The sequence below is a fragment of the Delftia sp. HK171 genome, from assembly GCF_001886655.1.
GTDB lineage: Bacteria > Pseudomonadota > Gammaproteobacteria > Burkholderiales > Burkholderiaceae_C > Comamonas > Comamonas acidovorans.
Window position 1 is genome coordinate 6012101 of the sequence record NZ_CP018101.1, and the last position, 26428, is coordinate 6038528.

Consider the following 26428-nt stretch of genomic DNA (forward strand, 5'->3'; position numbering starts at 1 on the left):
GCAACCGGGCAGGCCTTGCGCCATGCCCGGTTTGCCCAGCAAGACAAAGGCCGCCCTCGGGCGGCCTTTGTCATTGCATGAACGCTTTTGCCTATGTCTTTCAGGACACGGCCTGGCCCCAGGCCCGGCCCAGGCGTGCCACGGCCTCGGTGATCTGGGGCACGGTGGGCGCCGCATACGACAGGCGCATGCACAGGCCGGCCTTGTCTGCCGCATCGGCCGGGAAGAAGGCCTTGCCCGGCACATAGAGCACGCCCTGCTCCACCGCTGCCGTGAACAGCGCACGGGCCAGGGCCTGGGAGTCGCCCGCAAGCCGCTGCGGCGGCAGCAGCTGGGCCCAGACGAACATGCCCCCCGCAGGCCGCACGAAGCGGATCTGATCGCCCAGGGCCGACTGCATGCCAGAGCACAGCGCATCCATGCGCGCCGCGTACTCGGCGCTGGCCTGGGCCAGCTGGGGCGCATAGCGGCCCGAGCGCAGATAGTGCGCGGCGATCATCTGCGCCAGCGGCGAGGTGCACAGATCGGCCGTCTGCTTGGCGATGGTGCAGCGGCGCAGCAATTGGGCGTCGGCCAGCATCCAGCCGATGCGCAGCGCAGGCGCCACGGTCTTGGACAGGCTGGACAGGTAGACCACGGGATTGGCCTGGGCGCCGCACAGCGCCAGGCCCGTTTCGTAGATCGACGGTTCGCGCTGGCCGGCAAAGCGCAGCTCGCCATAGGGGTCGTCCTCGACGATGACAAAGCCATGCTCGCGTGCCAGCGCCACCAGGGCCGTGCGCCGCGCCGCGGGCAGCAGGGTGCCGCCCGGGTTGGAGAAGCTGGGCACGGTATAGAGCAGCTTGGGGGCACGCGCATGGGGCCACTGCGCCAGCAGGCGGGCCAGGGCCTCGGTGTCCAGGCCCTGCTCGTCCGTGGGCACGGCAACGACCTGTGCCTGGGCCAGCTTCAGGGTCTGCAGCGTGGCCGGGTAGGCGGGCACCTCGACCAGCACCGGGTCGCCGGGCTCGACCAGCACCTTGACCAGCAGGTCGAAGGCCTGCTGCGAGCCCGTGGTCACGATCATGTCGGCCGGCGTGCAGGCAATGCCGCGCGTGGCGCACAGCGCGGCCAGGGCTTCGCGCAGCGCAAGCTGGCCTTCGCTGGCGCCGTACTGCAGGCTGGTGGCGGCATCCTGCTGCAGCGCGGCCATGGCGGCTTGCTGCAAACCTTCGGCATCGAACAGGCTGGGCGAGGGATAGCCTCCGGCCAGCGAGAGCATGCCGGGACGGCTCAGGTACGGAAACAGCTCGCGGATCGGCGAGCCTTCGGGCTGTGCGAACAGCGAGTTGAACAGATGGGCGGTGGGCGACGACGCGCCCTGGTCTGCGGTGCTCATGAAGGCCTCCGGCAAATGGCAAAAACAAAGGGGCGCACGCGCAGGCCTGGCGCCTGTGCATGCGCCCCGGGGAAGGGGATCAACGGCGGCGGGCTCAGCCCGGGTCGGCGCCTATGCAGCGACCTTGGTGGCCTGGCCGCGCAGCGCGCTGCGCAGCTGGTCGATGGAGCGCTGCTGGGCCTGCTCGTACAGCGCGATCTCGTCATGCACGCGGGCACCCAGGTCGGCCTCGAAGGCCTGCTGGGCCGCATGGGCCGCGTACTGCTTTTGCTCTTCGCCGCCCAGGTTGGACTGGAAGATGCCGGCCGCGCTCACGGGCAGGAAGTCTTCGTAGACGATGGGCTCGGCCTGGGCCAGGCCGCGGGCGATCAGGGCGTCCAGGTCCGAGGCGGCGGCCGCTGCGGCCTCGCCTGCGGCCAGGGCGGCTCCCTCGTCGCTCAGCGTGAAGCGGTAGAAGGCCAGGTCTTGCCGGCGCAGCTGCTCATGGGTGTCGGGGAAAGCCTCGAAGACCTGGGCCAGGCGGCTGCCGTAGTCCGGCGCGGCACTGCCTGCGCTGCCCATGTCGCGCACCTGGGCCAGCAGCTGGTCGTAGAGCGCGCGGCCCTTGCGCGTGAGCGCCACGCCGCGCTGCTCGATCTCGCCGAAGCGCGCCGTGTGCGAGCCCGCGCCCGTGGCATCGCCCGCAAAACGCACGGTCTCCTTGAGCGCCTTGAAGCTGGTCTGGCGCAGCAGGATGGGGCAGGCGCGGCGCGGGGGGCCTTCGACCACGTCCTTGGCGTCCATGCCGCGTGCGGGCATGGCGGCCTGGGCGGCGTCGATGTCCAGCGTGCGCGGCGTCAGGTGGTTGATGTGCGGGCCCTTGAAGCAGACCACGTCGGCGATCAGGCGGTGGGCCTTGTGCAGCGCATCGTAGGTGGTGCCGTCCACGGTGGACTCGCTGTGCCAGCGGAAGGTCTCCAGTGCCTCGCGCACGAATGCGTCGGCATCGGCGTCGGCCAGGCCGCCATGGGCTTCGGCCTGGGCGATCAGCGCCAGCGCGCGTTCGGTGAAGATGCTGCGTTGCGCCAGGATGGCGCCCGCCTGGGCCCGCAGCGCCTCGTCGGCAATCAGGTCCAGGCGCAGCAGCGAGGTGAAGACGCGGAAAGGGTTGGCCAGCAGCGCCGCATCGCCCACGGGGCGGAAGGCCGTGGAGTGCACGGGCACGCCGGCCACCGACAGGTCGTAGTAGCCCACGGGCTCCATGCCCATGATGGCGAACAGGCGGCGCAGCATGGACAGCTCGGCCGCCGTGCCCACGCGGATGGCGCCGTGGCGCTCCACGCCCAGGCGGGCCAGCTCGCCGCTGCGCTGCATCCGGGCCAGCAGCGCGGGCTCGGCCTGCAGCGTGCGCTGGTTGATGTCGGCCACGAGTTCGATCAGCGTGCCGTACTGGGGCACTTCATCGCGGTACATCTCTGACATGGCGCTGGAAAACCGTGCGCGGATCTCGTCGGAGGGCACGAAGGTGTGGGCAGGCGTAGAGGACATGGTGCTCGTGGGGACTGAAGTTGGAGCCACAGGGCAGCCCTGCGGCGGGGTGGATTCCTGGCACGCATGCTAGGTCTGCGCCTTGAGCCTGGTCAAACGATAATCAGGCCCATAGGTCATTCCCAAACAGAATGCCCCTCCCACGATTGCCCCACCGCCCTCTGCCATGCTGCTGTCCCGCCGTTTCCTGCCCCCCATGTCCCTGCTGTGCGCCTTCGAGGCGGCGGCCCGGCACCAGAGCTTCACGGCAGCTGCGGCCGAGCTGCACCTGACGCAAAGCGCCGTCAGCCGCCAGATCCGCGCGCTGGAGGAGCGGCTGGAGGCGGAGCTCTTTGTGCGCGAGCGCCAGACCGTGCGGCTCAGTCCGGCCGGCCAGGCCTATGCCCAGGAGATACGCGGCGCGCTGATGCGCATCTCCACCGCCACGCTGGGCTTTCGGGCCAACCCGCGCGGCGGCAGCCTGAACCTGGCCATCCTGCCCACCTTCGGCACGCGCTGGCTGGCGCCGCGCCTGCCGCAGTTCTTCAGCGCCCACCCGGGCATCACCATCAACCTGACGACGCGGCTGTCCCAGTTCGACTTCCAGCTCGAAGCCGTGGACGCCGCCATCCATTTCGGCCTGCCGCACTGGCCGGGCGCCGAGCTGGCCTTTCTGATGAGCGAGACCGTGGTGCCTGCCTGCAGCCCCGCCCTGCTGGCCCAGCATGGCTTTGCCCAGCCCCAGGACCTGCTGCAGGCGCCGCTGCTGCACCTGGCATCGCGCCCCGATGCCTGGCAGCGCTGGCTGTCCGTGCACCATGCGCCCATGGCCGAGGGCCAGGGCATGCTGTTCGACCAGTTCGCCACCGCCGCCCAGGCCGCCATCGCCGGCGTGGGCGTGGCCTTGCTGCCGCGTTTTCTGATCGAGCGGGAACTGGCCCAGGGCGATCTGGTGCGTGCCCTGCCCCATCTGCCCGAGATGGAAAGCGCCGAGCGCTACTACCTGGCCTGGCCCACGAGCCGCGGCAACTACCCGCCGCTGCAAAGCCTGCGCGAGTGGCTGCAGCAGGCAGCCCAGGATTTCATGCGGGACGGCCCGCAGCCCTGACGCCCGCAGCGCCTGCCACCAGCGCCTGCAGCGCGGCCACCGGAAGCTGCCCGGCCAGGCCGATGGCCACGATGGCGGGCACCTGCCGCTGCACGGGCGCTGATGCGGCGCGCAGCCGGCCGCTGCGCCCGGCAAATTGAAGCTCGCTCCAATGGCCCGCCCCGGTCTGCACCACGCCCTTGAGCCGCAGCACGCCAGCCGGCATGGCCTGCAGCCACGCCTGCAGGGCCGTCTCGGACAGCATCCCGGGCGGCTGGCAGGACCAGGTCTCGAACTGCCGGCCATGCATGGGGCGCGCAGTGCCGGTACCCCATGAAACCTCCCGCACGCCACGCAGCAGGGCTGCGCCACTGAGCAGCTCCACGGGCACCCGGGCTTCGTGCACATCGCAGCGTTGCGCGGCTGGCGCGTGGCTGGCTATCCAGCGGTGCACGCGCTCCAGGGTCCGGGTATCGGCCAGATCGGTCTTGTTGACGATGACCAGATCGGCCCGGGCCACCTGGCGCTGCAGCGTGTCGGCCAGCAGCGGATCGGCCGCCTGCCCGGGCAGGGCAGCGGCATCGACGACCACGATGACGCCGTCCAGCGCCAATGCGGGATCGGCCAGGCCCAATTGGGCAATGCGCCAGGGATCGGAGACGCCGCTGGCCTCGACCACCACGGCGTCAAAGCGCTCGCGCTGCTGCAGCACGCCGATCAGGGCCATGGAGAGGTCATCGCCGATCTGGCAGCACACGCAGCCATTGGTCAGCGCGATGGTGTCGCCGCTGTGGGCCTTGATCAGGCCTGCATCGATGTTGAGCGCACCGAAGTCGTTGACCAGCACGGCCAGCCGCTGGCCATCCGCATGGCCCAGCCAGTGGTTGAGCAGCGTGGTCTTGCCGGCGCCCAGGAAACCGCCGATGACCGTGAACGGCAGCCGCTGTCCCATGTCATGCCGCCTTGAAGACGCGCCCCGACAGCACCGTGCCCCAGACCTTGAGGTCCTTGAGCACCATGGGGTCCAGGGACAGCGGATCGTCCTCCAGCACGCAGAAGTCGGCGCGCTTGCCGCATTCGATGCTGCCGATCTCGTGGTCCATCTTCAGTGTCCAGGCCGCGCCCAGCGTGACGGTATGCAGGGCCTGGGCCACGGTCAGGCGCTCGGCCGCGCCCAGCACGCGGCCCTTGGGCGTGATCCGGTGGACCGCGCACCAGGCGGTGAACAGCGGCCCCAGCGGCGTGACGGGCGCATCCGAATGGATGGCCAGCGGCACGCCGGCGGCCAGCGCGCTGGCGCAGGCATCGAGCCGCATGGCCCGGTCCGGCCCCATGGTCATCTCGTAGTGCTGGTCGCCCCAGTACCAGAGGTGGTTGGCGAACAGGTTGGCGCACAGGCCCAGCGCCGCCATGCGGCGAAACAGCGGCGCATCGATCATCTGGCCATGCTGCAGCGTATGGCGATGGTCGGGCCGGGGGGCGCGGGCCAGCACGCGGCCTATGGCGTCGATGGCGGCCTCGCTGGCCTCGTCGCCATTGGTGTGCGTATGGATGAGCAGGCCTGCGCGGTGATAGGTCTCGAAATCGGCCTCGTACTGCGCGGGCGCGGTGACCCAGATGCCGTTGGGCGCCCCGTTGTAGTGACCGGGCCAGCGCAGGCGCGCCGAAAAGCCCTGGATGGAGCCGTCCAACATCATCTTGACCAGGCCGTAGCGCAGCCGGTCGGTGTTGCGCGCCATGAGCGTGCGCACATGCTCGGCACCGGCCTCGGCGCCATGCGTGCCGTGAAACGCCTGGAAGGCAGGCAGGATGCGGATGGGCACCTGATCATCGGCCAGCGCGGCCTCCAGCACGCGGCAGTCCTGCTCACCCAGCCTGTTGACCAGGTCGGTGGCCGTGGTCACGCCCTGGCGGCAGGCCAGGCGCGCGAAGGAGCGCACGCCCGCCTCGGTCATGGGCGCCAGCAGGCCGGCGTTGCCGATCTTGCGCAGCACCAGGAACATGGCGGCCGGCTCCTGCAGCTCGCCCGTGGGCTCGCCGGCCAGGGCGTGGCCGGGCGCAAAGCGCACCACGCCCTCGACCTCGTTGTCGCGCGTGATCTCGGCCAGGCGCAGCATGGCGCTGTTGACGTTCATCAAATGGCCGTTGGCGTGCGAGATGACGACGGGACGGCCTGCGGCGGCGCGGTCCAGGTGCTCCACCGTCATGCGCTCGCCGCCAAAGTAGATGGGATCGAACCCCCAGGCGATCAGCGGCTGGCCGGCCGGCAGGCCCTGCGCATCCATGCGCGCCGCCACCTCGGCCAGGCGGTCCACCACGGCATCCATGGAGCGCAGGCCGGGCCAGGTCTTTCCGTCGGGGTCGCGCCGGTCGAACCAGCCCGTGTATGTCCAATCCCACATGCTGCCTTCCTTGAGGTGGCAGTGGCCCTCCACCAGGCCGGGCAGCAGCACCTGGTCGGCAAAGCGCTCGTCGATGCGGCACTCGCCCCAGGCCGTGCAGCGCGCGAGGTCCCCGACCGCGAGGATGCGCCCGTCGCGCACGGCCACGTGCGTGGCCTCGGGCTGCATGGGGTTCATGGTGATGATCTTGCGGGCGGCGTAGACGGTGATGCTCATGGTGGCGGGTGCTCCGGGTTCACAGGGCCAGGGGCGCGCGCGGCACGCCATCGATGTGGTCCACGCGGATGCATCGCACCCAGTGGCCGGGGGCGGCTTCGCGCAGCGGTGGCGCCTCGGCCGAGCACGCAGGCACGGCCACGGGGCAGCGCCCGGCGAAGCGGCAGCCCGCAGGCGGGTCGATAGGACTGGGCGGATCGCCGGCCAGCCGGATGCGCCGCGCCGCCCGCTCACGCCCGCCGCGCACCGTGGGCACGGCCGACATCAGGGCCACGCTGTAGGGATGCAGCGGCCGCGCGAAGAAGGCCTGGCGCGGTGCGCGCTCCACGATCTGGCCCAGGTACATGACGGCGATGTCGTCGCAGATGTGCTCGACCACGGCCATGTCGTGCGAGATGAACAGGTAGCTCAGGCCCAGCTCGCGCTGCAGCCGCGCCAGCAGGTTGAGGATCTGCGCGCGGATGGCGATGTCCAGCGCCGACACGGGTTCGTCGCAGACCACCAGTTCGGGCCGCGTGGCCAGGGCGCGCGCGATGTTGATGCGCTGGCGCTGGCCGCCCGAGAACTGGTGCGGGAATAGCTGGCGCTGCTCGGGCCGCAGGCCGACCTGGGTGAAGAGCTCGGCCACGCGCGCCTCGCGCTCGGCTGGCGTGCCCACCTCCATCAGGTCCAGCGGAGCGCGCACCGCATCGCCCGCGCGCTGTCGCGGATTCAGCGAGGAGAACGGGTCCTGGAACACGATCTGCATGCGCCGCCTCGCCTGGCGCAGGGCCTCGCCCGACAGGCCGCCCAGGTCGGTATCGCCCAGCTGCATGCGGCCCGCCGTCACGGGCGCCAGGCGCATCACGGCCAGCGCCGTGGTCGTCTTGCCCGATCCCGACTCGCCCACCACGGCCAGCGTGCTGCCGCGCCGCAGGCTGAAGGACACGCCGTCCACGGCCTTGACCACCTCGGGCCTGCCGAACAGGCCCTTGCCCGGGCGCGGAAAGTGGACCTGGAGATCGTCCACCTGCAAGAGGGTATCGTCCATGCGTGCGTTCATGCCAGGGCCTCCGTGTGGGCGCGGATGCGGGAAGCGGGAGCGTGCAGCCAGCAGGCCACGCCGTGGGATGGATCATCCAGCGCGGTCAGCGGCGGCGCCTCGCTGGCGCAGCGCGGCTGGGCCTCGCGGCAGCGCGCACGAAAGGCGCAGCCGCTGCCCAACTCCCAGATCGAGGGCACGACGCCGGGGATCTCGGGCAGCTCGGTGCGCCCGCCTGCCTGGCTGCTGCCCAGCTCGGGCAGGCAGGCGATCAGGCCGCGCGTGTACGGATGGGCGGGCGCCGACAGCACCTGCTCGCAGCGGCCCTGCTCGATCACGCGGCCCGCATACATGACCATGACGCGGTCCGCCATCTCGGCCACGGCCCCCATGTCGTGCGTGATCAGCACGATGGCCGTGCCCTTTTCGCGCTGCAGCTCGCGCAGCAGGTCGAAGATCTGCGCCTGCACGGTCACGTCCAGCGCCGTGGTGGGCTCGTCGGCGATCAGGATGTCGGGCCGGCACGCCAGGGCCATGGCGATCATCACGCGCTGGCGCATGCCGCCCGACAGCTGGTGCGGGTACTCGTGCACGCGCCGCTCGGGCGCGGGGATGCCGACCTGCCGGAGCATCTCCACCGCGCGCTGGCGCGCGGCGCCCGCGTCCAGGCCGGCGTGCAGGCGCAGCGGCTCGGCGATCTGCTCGCCCACGGTGAGCACCGGGTTCAGCGAGGTCATCGGCTCCTGGAAGATCATGGAGATGCGGTTGCCGCGCACCTGGCGCATATGGGCCTCGCCGGCGGCCACCAGGTCCTCGCCCTGGAAGCGCACCTGCCCGCCCGTGATGCGGCCCGGAGGCGAGGGAATGAGGCGCAGCAGCGCCAGCGCCGTCATGCTCTTGCCGCAGCCGGATTCGCCGACCACGCACAGGGTCTCGCCCGCGCGCAGATCGAAATCCACGCCGTTGAGCACCGTCGCCTGGCCGCGCCGGCCCTGGAAGGCCACGCGCAGGCCGCTCACTTGCAACAGGGGGGTGTCGGTGTCCATCAGCGCTCCCTCAGCTTGGGGTTGAGTGCATCGTTGAGGCCGTCGCCGATCAGGCTGACGGCCAGCACGGTGACGAAGATGGCGGCACCGGGAAAGGCCACGGCCCACCAGCACGACAGCAGGTACTGGCGGGCCGACCCGATCATCAGGCCCCAGCTCATCTGGTTGGGGTCCCCCAGGCCCAGGAAGGACAGGCCGGCCTCGAACAGGATGGCGGCGCCCACGGCCAGCGTGGCCGACACCACCAGCGGCGGCAGCGCATTGGGCAGGATCACCTTCCAGATGATGCGGCCGTGGCGCGCGCCGATGGCGCTCTCCGCGCGCACGAATTCAAGCTGGCGGATGCGCATGAACTCGGCCCGCGTGAGCCGCGCAGTGGCCGGCCAGCTGACGCTGCCGATGGCCAGCGTGACCGTCACCAGCGAGGGCGAGAACAGCGTCACCACCACCATGGCGAATAGCAGCGCAGGCAGCACCTGGAAGAACTCGGTCACGCGCATCAGCAGGGCATCGACGCGGCCGCCGTAGTAGCCGGCCATCGCCCCCAGCGTCACGCCGATGCACACCGACAGCAAAGCCGCGAAGGCGCCCACCATCAGCGTGGCGCGGCCGCCGTGGATGATGCCCGTGAGCACGTCGCGCCCCAGCTGGTCGCTGCCCAGCCAGGCCTCCTCGCTGAACGGCGGGCTCAGCGGCATGGTGCGGATCTCGAACGGGTCCGCAGGCCAGATCCAGGGACCGGCGATGGCCACCAGCAGCACGATGAGCAGCATGGCCATGCCGGCAATGGCCGAGGGGTTGCGCAGGAACATGCGCAGCGCTTCGCGCGCCGGGTGCTCGGCATGGGCTGCGGCCTGCGGCGCGGCGACGCTCGGCACGGACACGGAAGGTGGTGTGATGGCATTCATGGTCTCAGGCCGCCTTGATGCGGGGATCGATCAGCCGGTAGCACAGGTCGGTGACGAGGTTCATCACGACCACGACGATGGAGGAGAACAGCAGCACGCCCAGGATGGTCGGGTAGTCGCGCCGCAGCACCGAGTCGAAGGCCAGCCGGCCCAGGCCCGGCCAGTTGAAGACCGTCTCCACGATGATGGCGCCAGCCATGACGTTGCCGAACTGCAGGCCCAGCATGGTCACCACGGGCAGCAGCGCGTTGCGCAGCGCATGGCGGTAGAGCACCACATGCTCGGCCAGTCCCTTGGCGCGCGCCGTGCGGATGTAGTCGGCGCCCAGCACGTCCAGCATGGACGAGCGCGACAGCCGGCTGTACTGCGCCAGGTAGACCAGGGCCAGTGTCAGCGCAGGCAGCACCAGGCGCCGGGCCACGTCCAGCAGGTCGGCAAGGCCTGCGCCGCCTGCGGCATCGGCCGAGCGCATGCCCGACACCGGCAGCACGGGCCACCAGGAGGCAAAGGCCAGCACCAGCAGCATGCCGGTCCAGAACACGGGCGCCGCAAAGCCCACCAGGGACAGCACGGTGATGCACTGCGACAACAGGCCGTTGGGCCGGCGCGAGGACAGCACGCCCAGCAGCGTGCCCACCACGAAGGCCGTGAGCACGGCGGCCAGCACCAGCAGCAAGGTGGCGGGCACGCGCTCGGCAATCATCTGCGCCACCGGCAGGTTGAAGAAGTAGGAGTAGCCCAGATCACCACTGGCCACGCGCGCCAGGTAGATGCCCAGCTGCACGGGCAGCGGCCGGTCCAGCCCGTAGCGTGTGCGCAGCTCGGCCATGAGCTCGGGCTCCATGCCGCCGCTGGCGCCGGCAATGGTCTCCACGGGATCGCCGGGCGCCGCATGCACCAGCATGAAGTTCAGCACCACCACGGCCAGCACCAGCGCCAGGCCCTGAAGCAGCCGCTTGAGGAGTGTGCGAAGAAAAGCCATGGACTGCACCTCCCCGACTACTTCAGAAAGATCTCGTCATAGGGCGAGGCCGGCCCCCAGACCGTGGTCGGCAGGTTGCCCACGTTCTTGCGCGCAGCCGTGTGGTAGGGCGAGTTGTTGATGAAGATCACCGGCAGCTCGTCGGTCACGGTCTTCTGGAAGGCCGCATAGAGCTTCTTGCGCTCGGCCGTGTCCAGCGTGCTGCTGGCCGTGTTCAGCAGCTCGTCCACCTTGGGATTGCGGTAGGACTGGGTGTTGGTCCAGACCACGGGCTTGATGTTGGTGGACAGGTAGCTGCGGTGCACGCCGATGACCGGATCACCCCAGTTGAAGACGATGTCCATGGACAGGTCGAAGTCGTGCGTGGCCAGGCGTCGGGACCAGGCCGGGAAGTCGGCCGAGGCCCGTACATCGACGGCGATGCCGACCTTCTTGAGCTGGGCACGCACGTACTCGGCCACGTTCTTTTGCTGCTCGTCCGTGCCCGGCAGGTAGTCGATGCTGATCTTGAAGCGCTCTCCGTTGGAGGCGGGCTTGAGGCCGGCCTCGTCCAGCAGAGCGGCCGACTTCTTGAGGTCCAGCGGATAGCGCACCAGGTCGGCCGAGGCAAAGGGGCTGGCCGCCACGATGGGGCCGTCGGCCACGGTGGCGAAGCCGCCCATCAGCGCCTTGGTGATGAAGTTCTTGTCGATGGCATGCGCAATGGCCTTGCGCACGCGCACATCGTCCAGCGGCTTCCTGTCGGTGTTGATGGCCAGCCAGTTGATCGAGCCTATGCCCTCGAAGCCCTTGCCGGTCAACGTGATCTGGGGATTGGTGGACAGGCGCTTCAGGTCGATGGAGGCCTGCAGGTAGGGCACCATCTGCACGTCGCCGCGCTCCAGGCTCAGCAGCAGGCTGGAGGAGTCGGGCACGATGTTGAAGACCAGCTTGTCCAGATAGGGCCGGCCGGGCAGGAAGAACTTGTCGAAGCGCTCCATCACGATGCGCTGGCCCGCGCGGAACTCGGTCAGCTTGAACGGCCCCGAGCCCACCACGTCGGCGCTGTTGCGCGCATGGGTCTTGAGGTCGGCACCGTCGCCATAGATGTGCTTGGGCAGTATGGGCGCCAGCGCCGGGCTCATGGCCAGCAGGATGGCCGGATGCGGCGCGTTCATGCGGATGATGGCCGTGTAGGGGTCGGGCGTGTCCACCTTCTCCACGGGCCCCAGCATGGTCTGGAACGGGTGGTTGGCCTTGATGGCCATGATGGAGAAGGCCACGTCGGCCGAGGTGATGGGCTTGCCGTCGTGGAACACGGCATTCCTTCGCAGGTTCAGGGTCAGCGACTTGCCGTCCTCGGCCAGCTTCCAGGATTCGGCCAGGTAGGGCTGGGGCTTCCACTGGTCATCGAAGCGCAGCGGGCTGGCGAACAGCTGGGTGGAAGGCATGGCCGTGGCAATGCCCGATTGCACGGCACCGTTCAGGTGCCGTGGCACCTGGGTGCTGCCCACGATCAGGGTGCCGCCGCGCTGCGGCTCCTGGGCCTGCAGCGGCGTGGCCGCCAGGCCCGCCAGCGCGCCGGCCAGGGCCAGGGCCGCCAGGGCGCGGCGTCGGAAAGTGATGGTGTGCATGGACTGTCTCCCTCGTTGGATCGCCAGGCCGCGCGGCTCGCTGCCTTCAATCCAGAATACGCAACAAGGGCGCGGGCCGCGGGGGCCACAGCCGTCCAAACGTAGGAGCCAGAGGCCCGGTGTTTACCCGCGTCGGCCGGCCCAAACCTTTACTTGCCCGCACCCGCACCGCAACATGGCGCCGACCGCGCGCCCTCTGCCCCGCCGCGCCAAGAACGCCCCCCGATTGCCTCCGTTGCGCCATGAGCACCCCTTCCGCCACAGACCCACGCCACCAGTGGGCCCGCCTGTTCGCGCTGCCCGAGCAGCCCGGCCTTCCCCTGAAGGACCGCCTGCGCCTGGCCCTGGTTCAGCCCATCCTCGAAGGCCGCCTGCCGCCCGGCGCGGCCATGCCGCCCTCGCGCGAGCTGTCGCGCCTGCTGGAGGTGTCGCGCAATACCGTGACCACGGTCTACGAGCAGCTCGTGGATGAAGGCTTTCTGGAAGCCCGCCCGCGCAGCGGCGTGTTCGTGGCCCGGGATTCGCGCCTGGCTGGTGTGGACGGCGCCCTGGCCCTGCCTGCGACAAGTCCCGGGGAGCCCGCACCGGACTGGTCTGCACGCGTGCTGCGCTCGCTGACGGACAGGCATACGCTGTCCAAGCCGCTGCAGTGGCGCGAGTACCCCTACCCCTTCGTCTACGGCATGCACGATCCCGCGCTGTTTCCCACCGAAGGCTTCCGGGAATGCTGCACGCGCAGCCTGGCGCGCGCCCAGCTGCCGCACTGGACGCCGGACTTCGAGACAGACGACGTTCCCGACCTGATCGAGCAGATCCGCCTGCGCCTGCTGCCCCGGCGCGGCGTGTTCGCGCTCAAGGAAGAGATCCTGGTCACCGTGGGCGCGCAGCAGGCCTTCTACCTGCTGGCCGACGCGCTGCTGGCCCCCTCGCAGCGGCTGGGCTTCGAGGAGCCCGGCCACCCGCATGCCCGCAACACCTTTTCGCTGCGCCGCCCCCACTGGGTGCCCGTGGCCGTGGACGAGGAAGGCGTGGTGGTCGATGGCCTGCCGCCGCTGGACTACCTGTTCGTCACGCCCTCGCACCAGAGCCCCACCACCGTGACGCTGAGCCTGCAGCGGCGCGAGCAGCTGCTGCGCCGCGCCGAGCAGGGCGATTTCGTGATCATCGAGGACGACTACGAGGCTGAGAACCTCTACCAGGGCACGCCCATGCCCGCGCTCAAGAGCCTGGACAAGAGCGGGCGTGTGATCTATGTGGGGTCGCTGTCCAAGAGCCTGTCGCCCGCGCTGCGGCTGGGCTATATCGTCGCGCCGCGCGCGCTGATCGATGAATTGCGCGTGCTGCGCCATGCCATGGTGCGCCACCCCAGCGCCTTTCTGCAGCACGCCTATGCGCTGTTCCTGTCGCTGGGCCACCATGAGGCCCATGCGCGCCGCGTGAACCAGGCCATGCTGGAACGCGTGGCGCAGGTGGACCGCTCGCTGCGCGCACACCTGCCGGATTTCATCTTCCGCCAGCCCCAGGGCGGCGCATCGCTGTGGGTGCAGGCGCCGGCGTGGCTGGATGCCGATGCGCTGGCCGCCGTGGCGCGCCGCCACGGCGTGCTGATCGAGGCAGGCAGCGCGTTCTTTGCGACGCCGCGCCAGCCCTGCCCCTTTTTCCGGCTGCGCCTGTCCTCCATTGCCATCGATCAGATCGATGCCGGCATCCAGGCGCTGGCGCGGGCGGTGATGGAGCTGGACTCAGCCCGCAATCACTGCTGCGCGTAGGATTCCAGCGGCTTGTCGTTGGGCTTTTGCAGCAGCTGCTTGAGCAGGTCGCTCATGGGCAGGTTCAGCGGGGCATTCTTGGGCGGAATGGGCTGCACGAACCACTTGTCGTAGATCTTCGCCACTTCGCCCGAGGCCATCATGCCCACCAGCACGTCGTCCACGGCCTTCTTGAAGGCGGGATCATCGCGGCGGAACAGGATGGCAATGGGCTCGGAACCCAGCACCTCGCCCACGATCTTGAAGCCTGCAGGATTCTTGGAGTTGGCGATGACGCCGGCCAGCAGGTTGTCGTCCAGCACGAAGGCATCGGCACGGCCCGATTCGAGCATCAGAAAGCTCTCGAAATGGTCCTTGCCCAGCGAGGTGGGCAGGTTCACGCCATTGTCGCGCCCGTACTTGCGCAGCAGCTGCACGGCGGTCGTGCCGGCCGAGGCCGCCACGGGCTTGCCGTCGAGCTGCTTGAAGGAGGTGATGCCCGAGTCGGCACGCACGGCCATGCGCACCTGGCTCACGTAGGTGGTCACGGCAAAGGCCACCTGCTTTTGGCGAGCGAGGTTGTTCGTGGTCGGGCCGCAGCCGATGTCCACGGTGCCGTTCTGCACCAGGGGCATGGTGTTCTGCGAGGTCAGGGCCATGTACTCGATCTTGGCCTTGGGCACGATCTGCGCCAGCACCTTCTCGCACAGCTCCACGTGGTAGCCCACGTACTTCTGCGTGGTGCCGAAGGCATAGGCCATGGGCGCCGAGCTTTCGCGCACGCCCATCACCACCTTGCCTGTGCTCTGGATCTTGTCCAGCGTGCCGGCCGCCTCCTGTGCATGGGCAGCGCCAGTTGCCGCCACCACACATGCCATCGCCACATGGGCCAGTACGAATCGCATCGAGGGTCTCCTTGGATAGTTGTTGCAGGTCCGAAGGCGCGCTGCGCCTCCACCCTGCCGTGCCGCCGTCACCGGCTGCCTCCAGGCAGGGCCGCCGTCAAGGCGATTGCATCAACTATCGAGCAATCAGGCGCCTGTGCATAACGATGAAATGGAAGAAGGTCATGCTCCACCCACATGACCCGGCACCCTGCTGGTGCGCCGCGGGAGCCACAGGCCCGCCGCGCCCGGTCAGCCGGCCGACCCTGCCGCAAGCCGGTGCATGAGGCCCTGCGTCGAGGCATCGACGCCCTGCCAGTCGCCGCTGTCCTGGCGCGCATGCAGCTGGCGCGCCAGGTGCTTGCCCAGCTCCACGCCCCACTGGTCGAAGCTGTTGATGCCCCAGACCGCACCGGCCGAGAAGACACGGTGCTCGTACAACGCGATCAGTGCGCCCAGCGATGCCGGGTCCAGCTGCTGCAGCAGCAGGAAGCTGCTGGGCCGGTTGCCCGCGCAATGGCGCTCTGCCCCTTCTTCTCCGTGGCGCCCCTCCATCAGGGCCTGGGCCTGGGCAATGGCGTTGACGACCAGGCTCTGGTGGTGGGCGCCCAGGTATTTGCCGCCGTCGCGCAGCGCGATGAACTCCACGGGAATCACGTCCTGGCCCTGGTGCAGCATCTGGAAGAAGGCATGCTGGCCATTGGTGCCGGGCTCGCCCCAGATCACGGGCGCCGTGCGCACGGGCAGTGTCTGCCCGTCGCGCGTCACGCCCTTGCCGTTGCTCTCCATCTCCAGCTGCTGCAGGTAGGCGGTCAGCCGCCGCAGGCCATGGCTGTAGGGGGCAATGCAGCGGCTGGAGAAACCGCAGAAATCGCGGTACCAGACGTCCAGCAGGCCCAGGCGCAGCGGCAGGTTGCCCTCCACGCCGGAGGAAAAGAAATGCGCATCCATGGCATGGGCGCCACCCAGCAGCGCACGGAACTGCGCCGCGCCGATGGCAATGGCCACCGGCAGGCCGATGGCCGACCACAGCGAAAAACGGCCGCCCACCCAGTCCCAGAAACCCAGCGTGCGGCGGATGCCGAAGTCGGCTGCGGCCTGCACATTGGTGGTGAGCGCCACGAAGTGCCGGTCGATGGAGCATGCGGCCTGCGGATCCTCGCTGCCGCCCTGCTCCAGGAACCACCGGCGCGCCGAGTGCGCGTTGAGCATGGTCTCGGCCGTTGTGAAGGATTTGGAGGCGATCAGGAACAGCGTGCTGTGCGGGCGCACGCGGCGCAGCACATGGCCGAGCTCATGGCCATCGACGTTGGAGACGAAATGGAAATTCTTGCCCGCATCGACCCAGTCCTCCAGCGCATTGACCACCACTTCGGGGCCCAGGTGCGAGCCGCCGATGCCGATGTTCACGATGTCGGTGATGCCCTCGTCGCCACGCACCTGCTCGGCCAGGGCCAGCATGGCGTCCAGCGTCTCGTGCACCTGGCCCAGCGCCTCGTGCATGGCCGGCTGCCACTGCTGCACGGTGGCGCAGTGGCGCAGCTGGCCGCCGTCGCGCGGCATGCGCAGCAGCCAGTGCATGACGGCACGGCCCTCGGTGCAGTTGACGGGCTCGCCGGCCAGCATGGCGTCGCGCTGGGCCAGCACGCCGGCCTGCTGCGCCAGCTCGCGCAGCAGCTCTTCGGTGCGCTCGGTCCAGAGGTTCTTGGACAGGTCGGCAAAGACATGGGGCGCCTGCTGGCTCAGCGCGTCCAGCCGGCCCGCGTCCGCGGCAAAGGCCTGGCGCAGATCCAGGGTCTGGATGTCTTCGTGGAAATGGATTTCAAGTGCCGGCCATGCCGGCAAGGTATTGCACAGAACGGGCAAGGTCTTCATCCAATCAGTCTGCGGCCTGCTGCATCAATGCTTCGAGCTTGCGCGTGTCGGCAGCAAAGGCGCGAATGCCTTCTGCCAGCTTTTCGGTGCCCATGGCGTCCTCGTTGAGGGCCAGGCGGAACCCGGCCTCGTCGTAGTGCACGGGATCGAGCTCCAGGGTCCGCGCCGCCTCGGGGTCCAGGGCGCGCGACAGGGGCGCATCGCTGGCGCCCAGCTGGGCCAGCAGTTCGGGGGCAATGGTCAACAGGTCACAGCCGGCCAGTGCGACGATCTGGCCCGTGTTGCGAAAGCTCGCGCCCATGACCTCGGTGGCGATGCCGAAGTGCTTGTAGTGCTCGTAGATGGCACGCACGGAACGCACGCCGGGGTCGTTGGCGCCGGCCATGGCGGCCTCGTCCCACTGGGCGCCGGCCTGCTTCTTGTACCAGTCGTAGATGCGGCCCACGAAGGGCGAGATCAGCTGCACCTTGGCCTGTCCGCAGGCCACGGCCTGGCAGAACGAGAACAGCAGCGTGAGGTTGGTGTGAATGCCGCGCAGCTCCAGCTGGCGCGCCGCCTCGATGCCTTCCCAGGTGGAGGCGATCTTGATGAGCACGCGGTCGATGTGCACGCCTTCTGCCTGGTACAGCTCGATCAGGCGCTCGGCACGCGCCACGGTGGCCGAGGTATTGAAGGACAGGCGCGCATCGACTTCGGTGGAGACACGGCCCGGAATGGTGTTCAGGATCTCGCAGCCGAAGCGCACCAGCATGCGGTCCATGACCTCGTCGAGGCTGCGGCCCTTGTACTGGGCCACGGTGGCACGCATCAGCGGTGCGTACTCGGGCTTTTGCACCGCCTTGAGGATGAGCGAGGGATTGGTGGTCGCATCCCGCGGCTGGAACTGGGCCAGTTGGTGGAAGTCGCCGGTATCGGCCACCACGGTCGTGTACTGTCGAAGCGCATCAAGCTGGTTCATGGAACATCCTTTGGGCGGGAGCCTGGCGAGGGGCGGCATCGCACCAGGGCGGTGCGGTTGTACCGGCAAATCCTCCGAGTGTATGCGCGCGCATGGTTTGCATTGGCGTCAGGAAAGTAAGCGAAGGCTGCCGCTCATGCAAAATGCGCGCTGGACCTGCCTTGCGGCAACCGCTTCCCTTTACCCACAGAACAACGCCCACCGCCTAATGCTGGACCGCATCACCGCCTCGCTGCCCTCGCTTGCTCCCGCCGAACAACGCGTGGCCCGCCTGGTGCTGGCCGATCCACGGGCCTTTGCACGGCAGCCGGTGCGCGAACTGGCCGAGCGCGCCCATGTCAGCAAGCCGACGGTGGTGCGCTTTTGCCGCAGCATGGGCTACGACGGCCTGGCCGACTTCAAGCTCAAGCTGGCCGGCAGCGTCAGCGAGGGCGTGCCCTTCATCCACCGCAGCGTGGACACCGACGACAAGACCAGCGACGTGATGGTCAAGGTGGTGGACAACGCCGTGGCCGCCTTCCTGCAGTACCGCAATGCCGCCAGCACCACGGCCATAGAGCAGGCGGCGCAGGCCATCGCCTCGACCTGGCAGACGGGGCGGCGCATCGAGTTCTACGGTGCAGGCAATTCGGGCATCGTGGCGCAGGATGCACAGCACAAGTTCTTTCGCCTGGGCGTGACCAGCCTGGCCACCAGCGACGGCCACATGCAGGTGATGAGCGCCACCCTGCTGGGACCCGGCGACTGCGCGGTGATCATTTCCAACTCGGGCCGCACGCGCGACCTGATGGACGCCGCCGACATTGCGCGCAAGAACGGCGCCACCACGATTGCCATCACCGCCAGTGGCTCGCCCCTGGCCTCGGCCTGCCACATCCATCTGGCCGCCGACCATCCCGAGGGCTACGACCGCTACAGCCCCATGGTGTCGCGCCTGCTGCACCTGCTGGTCATCGACGTGCTGGCCACCTGCGTGGCGCTGCGCATCGGCCCGGCCCTGCAGCCTGCGCTGGAGCAGATGAAGAACAACCTGCGGGCCAAGCGCTACACGTAGCACCGGCCCCCAGGCCCACCCGCCTCGTTCAGCCCTGCCAGCGCCTGAGCACCAGCGAGGCGTTGACACCGCCAAAGCCGAAACCGTTGACCAGGGCATGCTCCATGGCCCAGGGCCTTGCCGCGCCGGCGATCAGGTCCAGCCCCTGGGCCAGGGGATCGGGCTCCACGAGATTGCGCGTGGCCGGCGCCATCTGGTCGCGCAGCGCCAGCACCGTGAAGATGGCCGCCACCGCGCCCGCCGCGCCCAGCAGATGGCCCGTGGCCGACTTGGTGGAGCTGATCGCCACGCCGCTGCCCTCGCCAAACAGGGAGCGCATGGCCGCCAGCTCGCCCCGGTCGCCCACGGGCGTGGAGGTGGCGTGGGCATTGAGGTACTGCAACTGATCCGGCGACAGCCCGGCCATGGCCAGCGCCTGCGCCATGCTGCGGCGCGCGCCGTCGCCATCTTCCGGGCCAGAGGTGATGTGATAGGCATCGGCGCTGGTGCCGTAGCCAACGACTTCCGCCAGCGGCACGGCGCCGCGCGCCAGGGCGTGGTCCAGCCCCTCCAGCACCAGGGCGCCCGCGCCCTCGCCCATCACAAAGCCGTCGCGGCCTGTGTCGAAGGGGCGCGAGGCCTCTTCGGGGCGGTCGTTGTATCCCGTGGAAAGGGCCTTGGCCGCCGCGAACGCACCCAGGCTCACGCGGTCGATGGCAGCCTCGGCGCCGCCGCACAGCGCCACATCGGCCTCGCCCGAACGGATCATGCGCAGGCCGTCGCCCAGGGCCTGCACGCTGGCTGCGCAGGCGGTGACCGGCGCACCCAGCGGTCCCTTGAGTCCATGCCGTATCGACACATGGCCGGCCGCGAGATTCACCAGGAAAGACGGCACGGTGAAGGGCGACAGGCGCGACACCCCCCGGCTGTCCGTGGTGCGCACGGCCTGGGCAATGGCGCCAAAGCCGCCGATGCCCGAGGCAATGATGCAGGCCGTGCGCGTGCGTTCCTGCTCGCTGGCCGGCTGCCAGCCGGCCTGGGCCAGGGCCTGGTCCGATGCGTCCAGCGCCAGCGGAATGAAGCGGTCCATCTTGCGCTGGTCCTTGGGCGAGACCACGGCATCGATGTCCCAGCCGTCTTCCGGGTCGCGGGCCAGGTCGGGCACCTGGCCTGCCACCTGGCCCGGCACATCGGGCGCCAGATCCTCGGGCAGCCGGCTCAGGCCCGATGCGCCGGACAGCAGCCGGCGCCAGGCCAATTCAGTGCCCCGCCCCAGCGGCGAGACCATGCCCATGCCCGTGATGACCACGCGGCGAGGCAGGTGGGCAGCCGTATGGGACGTTTGGGACGTATGCGCCGTATGGGCCGTATTCATGAGCCGCTCCTGGCACACCTTGCGGAGGTCGGAGCGGGCCCAGGCAACAGGCTGCGCAGAAGTGAACAGGCATTCATCGGTTCTTCCCTGTAGAGTGCACAGCCCCTGCAGAACATGGCGCACAGGCCATGGCAGGGGCTGATTTATGATGATGGCCGTCATCATAAACGCGTTTTGATAACGACCACAATCATTGGACAGCACACATGAAAGTCACGAAAGCCCAGGCCGCGCAGAACCGGCAGGACATCCTCGAAGCCGCCGCACGGCTGTACCGCGAGCACGGGCTGGACGGCGTCGGCGTGGCCGAGGTGACGCGCGGCGCGGGGCTCACGCACGGCGGGCTCTATCGCCATTTCGAATCCAAGGATGCGCTGGTGCGGGAGGCCTGCGCACGCGCCTTCGACTGGTCCATCGCGCCGCTGGACGGCCTGCAGGGTGAACAGGCCGGCAGCCTTGCCGCGCGCGTGCAGTCCTATCTGTCGCCACAGCACCGCGACAGCCCCGGCGAGGGCTGCCCCGCCGCAGCGCTGGCCGTGGACGTGGCCCGGGCAGGCGGCGATCTTTCAGCGGTGTTCGCCGAAGGGGTGGAACGCAACATCGGCAGATTTGCGCGCGTGATCGGCACACTTGGCGACGATCAGGCACCCGATGCCGCACAGCGCGCCCAGGCCATGGCCATGCTCAGCAGCATGGTGGGCGCCCTGGTCCTGGCACGCGCCACGGTCGCGGCCAATCCAGCCTTGTCCGACGAGATTCTGAAAACGGTGCAGGCCCACCTTCTTGCGCCCGAGAGCCAGGCCCGTTGACCCGCTCCGTCTGCGCTATACGTCCTGCGAATGCAGCGGCATGGCCTGCTCGATCAGGCTGGCGTGCAGGGCAGCGCCCAGCGGCAGCACCTCGTCGTTGAAGTCATACCGGCTGCTGTGCAGCGGCACCCCGGGCTGGGCGCCCGTGGATTGCCCCAGGCGCAGGTAGGCACCGGGCTTGTGCTGCAGCATGAACGAAAAGTCCTCGGCCCCCATGCTGGGTTCCAGCTGCCGGTCCAGGTTCTCCACGCCCACCAACGCCTGGGCCACGTCGGCAGCAAAGGCGGCCTCCGTGGGGGAGTTGATGGTGGCGGGATAGATGCGCTCGTAGTTGACCTTGGCCGTGGCACCCAGCCCCAGCGCCACCGCGCTGCACAACTCCTGCAGGCGCTGCTCGACACGGTCCTGCACGGCGGGGTCGAAGGTCCGCACGGTTCCCACCAGCGTTGCCGTGCCCGGCATCACGCTGAAGGCACCCAGGTCCCCGGCATGCACGGCGCACAGGCTGATGACGGCACTGTCGATGGCGCGCACATTGCGCGAGACGATGCTCTGCACCGCCGTGGTGATGTGCGCGGCCGCCAGCACCACGTCCACCGTCTGGTAGGGATGCGCACCATGGCCGCCGCGCCCCGTGATCTCGATGGTGATGCGGTCGGCAGCCGCCATCATCGCGCCCATGTTGATACCGACCGTGCCCGCACGCATGGCAGGCCAGTTGTGCATGGCGTACACGGCCTGCATCGGAAAGCGGTCGAAAAGGCCATCGGCAATCATGGCCCGCGCGCCACCGCGCCCTTCCTCGGCAGGCTGAAAGACCAGCACGGCCGAGCCATCGAAGCGCCGCGTCGCGGCCAGGTAGCGGGCGGCGCCCACCAGCATGGTCGTATGGCCGTCATGCCCGCAGCCGTGCATCAGCCCCTGCTTGCCGGACTTCCAGGGAAACTCGTTGTGCTCGACCATGGGCAGTGCGTCCATGTCGGCACGCAGGCCCACCATGGCGCCCGAACTGTGGCCCTGCCCGCGGATCACGGCCACCAGGCCCGTGGTGCCCAGGCCTTCATGGATCTCGTCCACGCCACACTGGCGCAAGGCCTCCTTGACGCGCGCCGCCGTGAAGCGCTCCTCGAATCCCAGCTCCGGATGCGCATGCAGCTCGCGGCGCAGCGCCGTCAGCTCCGGGTGGTACTGGGCGATCTGGGCAAAGGCCCGACCGCCTGCCTTGTATCGAGTGGCTTCCATAGCCTTGGTTCTTTCGCTTCGTTGGCCTGCGCATTACCTTAACGCAGGAAATCACGCCCGCCCACCGTCAGCCCATCGACAGGAAACAAAAAGGCCTCCCGAAGGAGGCCTTTCGTTGCGCAGACGCCGCGTGCTCAGAAGCGATGGCGCAGGCCGACGGTGAAGCCCGTGCGCTTGGTGGCGCCATTGGCGTCCAGCATCACGCCCGAGCCACCGCTGGTCTTGGTGTGGTCCAGGGCCACATAGGCATCGGTACGCTTGGAGAAGGCGTAGTCGACCACCGCCACCAGGAAGTCTGCCTTGCCATTGAAATTGCCCGTGCCCGAGCCCGACTGCTTGGCATGGTAGTAATGCGCGCCCACATTGATCTGGGGCGTGATCTGGTAGCCGAAGCCCATCTTGTACATCTGGCGCTTGTTGGCGTCGCCGGCCACGAAGCCGCCGTTGGACGAGCCCGTCCAGAAGGAGTTGAGGATGGCCTGGTCGAATCCACCGCCTGCGGTTGCCGCCGGGAACGCGTCCTTGCGCTTGTTCAGGCCGTAGCCCAGGTTGACGTACCAGGGACCCACACGGTACGAGCCGCCCAGGGTATAGGCATCGACCTTGGTGCCGGCCGGCAGCGTGGTGCCCAGGTAGCCGGCGCCTGCGGAGATGCCGCTTTGCGAATAACGCAGATAGCCGCCGGCCGTCTTGATGGCGCCACCAGGGGCCACGCCGGTGCCGACCTTGTCGAAGGTGTTGTTCTCGTCGAACGAATACTGCAGGGCGCCGCGCACGGGGCCGAACTCGGCCAGGTACTTGACCATGTTGCTGGCGCGCGCGCCCATGGACATGCCGATTTCAGGCTTGTAGGCCTCCATGTACGGCGAGTACGGGAAGGAGGCATAGGTGGAAGTCACCAGGTCGAACAGCATGTTGTACTGGCGGCCCAGGGTGACCTGGCCAAAGCTCTTGCTGCGCAGGCCCACCCAGGATTGCTGGAAGTAGCTGGCTGCAGCCTGCTCGCCGGTGTCGGTGAGGAAACGGGCTTCCAGGTTGGCAATGGCTGCCAGACCGCCGCCCAGGTCCTCGGTGATGTTGATGCCCCAGCGGCTTTGCGACATGCCGCCGCCGATCATCTGGGTCTTGCCGCTCTTGGTCGGGCCTTCATTGGTGGTGTGGCGCACGCCGGCATCGACGATGCCGTACAGCTGCACGCTGCTTTGCTGGGCGAATGCTGCCAAGGGTGCCGTTGCTGCCAACACCGCCAGTGCCACGCTCTTTTTCACGAATGAAGAATTCATTGTGTTGTCTCTCTCTTGTTAACGATTGGTTGGTGGAAATTTCATTCTAGAAACGCTTTTCCCGCCTCGTCACCGTTGGCACAAGCACAACACAGGTCTTTCCCTAGCACAAAACAAAAGAGCCAGTCCGAAGACTGGCTCTTTTTTGCTTCAAATGGCAACTGGCTTACGCCAGCCGTTCATTAGAAAGCGTGGCGAATGCCGACTTGCACGCCAGTCTGGCTTTCGCCAGCTTGCACGCCACCAGCGTACACGCCCTTGGCTTGCAGGCCCAGGGTCGAAGCATCCTTGTTCTTCAGGAACGCCAGGTTGCCGTACAGAGCGGTGCGCTTGGACAGGTTGTGGACGTAGCCCAGAGTGATCTGGTGAGCCTTGGAGTCGATGGCCTTCTGGTCGTACAGAGCGTATTGCAGCTTGACTTCGCCCACGCCGCCGACGGGAGCCGAAGCGCCCAGCATGTAGGAGTTGGTCTTGATGTCGCCGCCGATGTCACGCTTGAACTTGGTCTGTTGCAGCAGGCCGCTCAGCTTGGCAACGCCGAAGTTGTACGAAGCACCCAGGGTGATTTCGTCACGGTCGGTAGCCAGGCCGCCAACGGCAGTCTTTTGCTGGGCCAGGCCCAGGCTGGCGCTCAGGGGGCCGTTGTCGTATGCAACGTAACCGCCGATGTAACGGCCGACGCTGTCAGCAGTACCGATGGTTTGCTTTTCGTCGAAAGCGTAGCCAAAGCCGGCGTTGAAACCGCCGAAGTTGGGGGTGTAGTACGAGATCAGGTTGTTAGCGCGGATGCCGTTGTCGTCGGCGCCTTGGCCAGCTGCCCAGTTACGGAAGCCCATGAATTGGCCGATACCGGTGGCGCTGAACAGGTCGTAGGAGGTCAGCTTCTGGAAGGTCGGGACTTGGTCACGGCCCAGGCGCACTTCACCGAAGTTGCCCGACAGGCTCACGGTGGAACGACGCTTGAAGTTGAAGCCGCTGGCGTTGCCATCGTCACCGAAGATTTCGCCTTCCAGCCAGAAGCCAGCCTTCAGACCACCACCCAGGTCTTCCGTGCCGCGCAGGCCCAGACGGCTCGTGGAAGCGCCGCTGGTGCCCAGGCCGTAACGGCTGTCGCCAGCTGCGTCCTTGTTCACGTAGGCAACGTTGGTGTCCACGATACCGAACAGGGTCACGGAGGATTGAGCCATTGCGGCGCCGGAAGCAGCCAGCACTGCCAGGGCAATCAGAGATTTTTTCATTACGAGTTACTCCAAGGTTTAGAAGGGCGCCGGTCGTGAGGAAGAGAGGCTTGGCCTGATGCTCCACCGGTTTCCCGCGCCAACCTCCTGGTGGGGAAGTTAGGGCCTATTGCACCAGACCACCGCTGCCCATGCAAAGAAATTCACCCACAAACGGGCATTACCCCCCGTTTTTCGTTGCACTGCCGCAACAAACCTGCAAGCCAACACAATCAGGCCCAACCCGAACATCGCGCCGGCCTTGTTGCGCTTGCACAAAGAGAGGGCATGGCGTCCTGGTGTACCGTTCAGACCCTGAATTTGCCAAGATTTTCCGCTCTAGGGACCGCCCATGGACAAGATACTGACTGCCGCCGATGCGGCGCTTCGCACCCTGTTTGCACAGCCTTCCGCCGCCGAACGCTCCCCGGCCGCCGGCATCGCGGAGGGAGAGCTGACCGAGGCACAGCGTCGGCTGTCGGGCGCCTTGATGCGCGTCAATCACGTCGGAGAGGTCTGCGCCCAGGCGCTGTACAACGCCCAGGCCATGGTGACGCGCGACATGGTGCTGCGCGAGCACCTGCTGGAGGCGGCGCGCGAGGAGACCGACCACCTGGCATGGACCCGCGACCGGCTCAACGCCTTGGGCGACCGGCCCAGCCTGCTGAACCCGCTGTGGTTTGCCGGCGCCTTCGCCATCGGTGTGGTGGCCGCCAAGATCAGCGACGCGGCCAGCCTGGGGTTTGTGGTGGAGACGGAGGAGCAGGTGTCCGCCCATCTGGAATCCCATCTGGACCTGTTGCCCGAGGAAGACCGCGCCTCGCTGGCCGTGGTGGCCCGCATGAAGGATGACGAGGAACGCCATGCCGCCGCTGCGCGTGAAGCCGGAGCCCTGGAATTGCCGCCCCCCGCCCGCGCCTTGATGCGCCTGGCAGCCAAGGTGATGACGACAACCGCCCACCGCATCTGAACCTTCAGAAACATCTGAAACAGCATTCCATCCAAAAAAAGCGGGCCTTGCCCGCTTTCTTCATTTCAGGAGGGCCGCGCCCAGGCGCAAGCCCAGCCATCGGCGGCATCAGGCCTCGACGATGTCGAATCCCGTGGTGATCTCGGCCGTCTTGCCCAGCATGATGGTGGCCGAGCAGTATTTGTCATGGCTCATGGCGATGGCACGTTCCACCGCACCCGTGGGCAGACCCGTACCGCTGACGGTGAACTGCATGTGGATCTTGGTGAACACCTTGGGGTCCGCATCGGCGCGATCCGAGGTGAGCTTGACGCTGCAGCCTTTGACGGCATGCCTGCCGCGCTTGAGGATCAGCACCACGTCATAGGCCGTGCAGCCACCGGCGCCGGCCAGCAGCATCTCCATGGGGCGGGGTGCCTGGTTCTGCCCTCCGTTGGCGGGGTTGGCCGCATCCGGCGCCCCATCCATATTGACCACGTGGCCGCTGCCCGTTTCCGCCACGAAGCCCATGCCCGAGCGCATGCCGGTCGTGCCGCCTGTCCAACTCACTGTGCATTCCATTGTTGCGTCCTCAAAAAACTGTTGCTATTTTGCATCAACTACACAAAAACCCTGATTTTGTTGCAACGCAGCACCTGCCGTGCATACAATGCACCCAAGCGTTATCTGAAGGGTTAACCCGGACACCCCTCCAGATGGACTGCAGATTGTGAACCAACTTCGCTCTGCATCGCACCAGTTGTCTCCTCCACCTCCTCTATTGGTGGATTCAGCCCCCGGCTTTACAGCCTGGGGCTTTTTTTTGGTTTCGTCGCTCCCGGCCTGTGCAGGACGCTGCACTGCAGCATGATTCACAAGCGCCTATGATGGCCGCC

The 26428-nt window shown here is 68.1% G+C and carries 22 protein-coding genes; 5 read left to right on the forward strand and 17 right to left on the reverse strand.

Going from position 1 to position 26428, the window contains the following annotated elements:
* Positions 1 to 100 precede the first annotated feature (100 nt).
* Both BO996_RS26890 and hglS read right to left on the reverse strand, forming a co-directional pair.
* Entirely contained in the window at positions 101 to 1378 is a 1278-nt protein-coding gene (locus BO996_RS26890; RefSeq protein WP_071957227.1) for an aminotransferase-like domain-containing protein, read from the reverse strand.
* A 111-nt stretch (positions 1379 to 1489) separates the two neighbouring features.
* A complete protein-coding gene (hglS, locus tag BO996_RS26895) occupies positions 1490 to 2905 on the reverse strand; it encodes a 2-oxoadipate dioxygenase/decarboxylase HglS (RefSeq protein WP_034397069.1) in 1416 nt (471 codons plus the stop codon).
* A gap of 166 nt (positions 2906 to 3071) precedes the next feature.
* Between hglS and BO996_RS26900 the strand changes: the two genes are divergently transcribed.
* Entirely contained in the window at positions 3072 to 3992 is a 921-nt protein-coding gene (locus tag BO996_RS26900) for a LysR family transcriptional regulator (RefSeq protein ID WP_012207461.1), read from the forward strand.
* Here the strand turns inward: BO996_RS26900 and BO996_RS26905 are convergent.
* Genes BO996_RS26905 through BO996_RS26935 form a run of 7 tightly spaced genes read right to left on the reverse strand, consistent with a single transcriptional unit; the run spans position 3967 to position 12159 of the window.
* Complete coding sequence (locus BO996_RS26905; RefSeq protein ID WP_071956819.1) at positions 3967 to 4923, reverse strand: CobW family GTP-binding protein; 957 nt, start codon at positions 4921 to 4923, stop codon at positions 3967 to 3969. The genes BO996_RS26900 and BO996_RS26905 overlap by 26 nt on opposite strands.
* Before the next feature lies 1 nt (position 4924).
* Positions 4925 to 6589, reverse strand: coding sequence for an amidohydrolase (locus BO996_RS26910; RefSeq protein WP_071956820.1), 1665 nt, complete (start codon positions 6587 to 6589; stop codon positions 4925 to 4927).
* Positions 6590 to 6608: 19 nt separating this feature from the next.
* Positions 6609 to 7631 (reverse strand): ABC transporter ATP-binding protein, encoded by a 1023-nt coding sequence (locus BO996_RS26915; RefSeq protein ID WP_071956821.1) that lies wholly within the window; start codon positions 7629 to 7631, stop codon positions 6609 to 6611.
* On the reverse strand, positions 7628 to 8656 hold the full coding sequence (locus tag BO996_RS26920) for an ABC transporter ATP-binding protein (protein ID WP_071956822.1): 1029 nt from the start codon (positions 8654 to 8656) through the stop codon (positions 7628 to 7630). Before BO996_RS26920 ends, BO996_RS26915 begins: the two co-directional genes overlap by 4 nt.
* Positions 8656 to 9564, reverse strand: a complete 909-nt coding sequence (locus tag BO996_RS26925; RefSeq protein ID WP_043790046.1) for an ABC transporter permease — start codon at positions 9562 to 9564, stop codon at positions 8656 to 8658. Before BO996_RS26925 ends, BO996_RS26920 begins: the two co-directional genes overlap by 1 nt.
* A gap of 4 nt (positions 9565 to 9568) precedes the next feature.
* Positions 9569 to 10546 carry an ABC transporter permease gene (locus BO996_RS26930; RefSeq protein ID WP_071957228.1) on the reverse strand — a complete coding sequence of 326 codons (978 nt, stop codon included), beginning with the start codon at positions 10544 to 10546 and terminating at the stop codon, positions 9569 to 9571.
* 17 nt (positions 10547 to 10563) lie between these two features.
* On the reverse strand, positions 10564 to 12159 hold the full coding sequence (locus BO996_RS26935) for an ABC transporter substrate-binding protein (protein ID WP_071956823.1): 1596 nt from the start codon (positions 12157 to 12159) through the stop codon (positions 10564 to 10566).
* A 242-nt stretch (positions 12160 to 12401) separates the two neighbouring features.
* Here BO996_RS26935 and pdxR point away from each other — a divergent pair, with 242 nt between their 5' ends.
* Positions 12402 to 13928 carry a MocR-like pyridoxine biosynthesis transcription factor PdxR gene (gene pdxR, locus BO996_RS26940; protein WP_071956824.1) on the forward strand — a complete coding sequence of 509 codons (1527 nt, stop codon included), beginning with the start codon at positions 12402 to 12404 and terminating at the stop codon, positions 13926 to 13928.
* On the opposite strand, the gene BO996_RS26945 is transcribed toward pdxR, so the two are convergent.
* The 3 genes from BO996_RS26945 to tal all read right to left on the reverse strand — a co-directional run bounded on the left by BO996_RS26945 (position 13913) and on the right by tal (position 17624).
* Entirely contained in the window at positions 13913 to 14812 is a 900-nt protein-coding gene (locus tag BO996_RS26945; protein ID WP_012207470.1) for a transporter substrate-binding domain-containing protein, read from the reverse strand. The two genes, pdxR and BO996_RS26945, sit on opposite strands and share 16 nt — an antisense overlap.
* Positions 14813 to 15043: 231 nt before the next feature.
* The gene (gene pgi / locus BO996_RS26950) at positions 15044 to 16666 is read right to left on the reverse strand and encodes a glucose-6-phosphate isomerase (RefSeq protein WP_071956825.1); all 1623 of its coding nucleotides are present in this window, start codon (positions 16664 to 16666) and stop codon (positions 15044 to 15046) included.
* A gap of 4 nt (positions 16667 to 16670) precedes the next feature.
* Positions 16671 to 17624: a transaldolase gene (tal, locus tag BO996_RS26955; RefSeq protein ID WP_012207472.1), complete on the reverse strand. Its 954-nt coding sequence runs from the start codon at positions 17622 to 17624 to the stop codon at positions 16671 to 16673.
* Between the two features lie 208 nt (positions 17625 to 17832).
* Between tal and BO996_RS26960 the strand changes: the two genes are divergently transcribed.
* Positions 17833 to 18678 (forward strand): MurR/RpiR family transcriptional regulator, encoded by an 846-nt coding sequence (locus tag BO996_RS26960; RefSeq protein ID WP_016448717.1) that lies wholly within the window; start codon positions 17833 to 17835, stop codon positions 18676 to 18678.
* 28 nt (positions 18679 to 18706) lie between these two features.
* Here BO996_RS26960 and fabF read toward each other — a convergent pair whose 3' ends face one another.
* Entirely contained in the window at positions 18707 to 20032 is a 1326-nt protein-coding gene (gene fabF, locus BO996_RS26965) for a beta-ketoacyl-ACP synthase II (protein WP_071956826.1), read from the reverse strand.
* A 206-nt stretch (positions 20033 to 20238) separates the two neighbouring features.
* Here fabF and BO996_RS26970 point away from each other — a divergent pair, with 206 nt between their 5' ends.
* Positions 20239 to 20841 (forward strand): TetR/AcrR family transcriptional regulator, encoded by a 603-nt coding sequence (locus tag BO996_RS26970; protein WP_071956827.1) that lies wholly within the window; start codon positions 20239 to 20241, stop codon positions 20839 to 20841.
* A 15-nt stretch (positions 20842 to 20856) separates the two neighbouring features.
* On the opposite strand, the gene BO996_RS26975 is transcribed toward BO996_RS26970, so the two are convergent.
* From BO996_RS26975 to BO996_RS26985, 3 genes are all read right to left on the reverse strand, one after another.
* Positions 20857 to 22083: a M20 aminoacylase family protein gene (locus tag BO996_RS26975; RefSeq protein ID WP_071956828.1), complete on the reverse strand. Its 1227-nt coding sequence runs from the start codon at positions 22081 to 22083 to the stop codon at positions 20857 to 20859.
* A gap of 134 nt (positions 22084 to 22217) precedes the next feature.
* Positions 22218 to 23366 carry a porin gene (locus BO996_RS26980; protein WP_013800664.1) on the reverse strand — a complete coding sequence of 383 codons (1149 nt, stop codon included), beginning with the start codon at positions 23364 to 23366 and terminating at the stop codon, positions 22218 to 22220.
* Between the two features lie 182 nt (positions 23367 to 23548).
* Entirely contained in the window at positions 23549 to 24604 is a 1056-nt protein-coding gene (locus BO996_RS26985; RefSeq protein ID WP_071956829.1) for a porin, read from the reverse strand.
* Between the two features lie 331 nt (positions 24605 to 24935).
* Here BO996_RS26985 and coq7 point away from each other — a divergent pair, with 331 nt between their 5' ends.
* Positions 24936 to 25553, forward strand: coding sequence for a 2-polyprenyl-3-methyl-6-methoxy-1,4-benzoquinone monooxygenase (coq7, locus tag BO996_RS26990; protein WP_034397083.1), 618 nt, complete (start codon positions 24936 to 24938; stop codon positions 25551 to 25553).
* Positions 25554 to 25661: 108 nt separating this feature from the next.
* Here coq7 and BO996_RS26995 read toward each other — a convergent pair whose 3' ends face one another.
* Entirely contained in the window at positions 25662 to 26114 is a 453-nt protein-coding gene (locus BO996_RS26995; protein WP_071956830.1) for an OsmC family protein, read from the reverse strand.
* Positions 26115 to 26428: the final 314 nt, after the last annotated feature.